At 55.5% G+C, this 935-nt stretch carries 1 pseudogene; it reads left to right on the forward strand.

Features of this window, described 5'->3' with window-relative positions:
* Positions 1–71: 71 nt before the first annotated feature.
* A pseudogene (locus USG84_RS24015) lies at positions 72–935 on the forward strand (IS3 family transposase); the annotation flags it as partial.

Consider the following 935-nt stretch of genomic DNA (forward strand, 5'->3'; position numbering starts at 1 on the left):
TGACCTGCTCCCCGTTGATTAATACACCCCGATGTTAGTAATGTCTTCATAAGCCACATGAGGACATCCCCATGAAGAAGCGTTTTTCCGACGAACAGATCATCCGTATTCTTCGCGAAGCGGAAGCCGGAGTTTCTGCCCGTGAGCTCTGCCGTAAGCATGCCATTTCCGATGCCACTTTCTACACCTGGCGCAAGAAGTTTGGTGGCATGGAAGTTCCTGAGGTGAAGCGGCTTAAATCTCTTGAAGAGGAGAACGCCCGCCTCAAGAAGCTACTTGCCGAAGCCATGCTGGATAAGGAGGCACTTCAGGTGGCTCTGGGGCGAAAGTACTGACGACAGGCCAGAAGCGGGAAGCCGTTGAGTTTATGTGTGATGCGACCGGTCTGTCGCAACGTCGTGCCTGCAGGCTTACAGGTTTGTCCCTGTCGACCTGCTGCTATTAGGCTCAGCGTCCGGCAGCTGATGCGCATTTATCAGGGCGCATCACTGAGCTGGCACTGGAGCGCAGGCGTTTTGGCTACCGCCGCATCTGGCAGCTGCTGCGTCGGGAGGGCCTTCACGTCAATCACAAGCGGGTATACCGTATTTACCACCTTAATGGACTGAGCGTAAAACGCAGACGACGCCGTAAAGGGCTGGCAACCGAACGGTTTCCGCTTCTGCGCCCGGATGCGCCGAACCTGACATGGTCGATGGATTTCGTTATGGACGCACTGGCCAACGGTCGGAGGATCAAGTGCCTGACCTGTGTGGATGATTTCACGAAGGAGTGTCTGACGATCACGGCTGCTTTCGGTATTTCAGGCGTTCATGTCACGCGTATTCTGGACAGCATCGCGCTGTTTAGGGGCTATCCGGCGACAATAAGAACCGATCAGGGCCCGGAATTTACCTGCCGCGCGCTCGATCAATGGGCCTTTGAGCATGGTGTGG

Origin of the sequence: Enterobacter sp. 168J2, assembly GCF_034107265.1 — a bacterium.
Lineage (GTDB): Bacteria > Pseudomonadota > Gammaproteobacteria > Enterobacterales > Enterobacteriaceae > Enterobacter > Enterobacter nematophilus.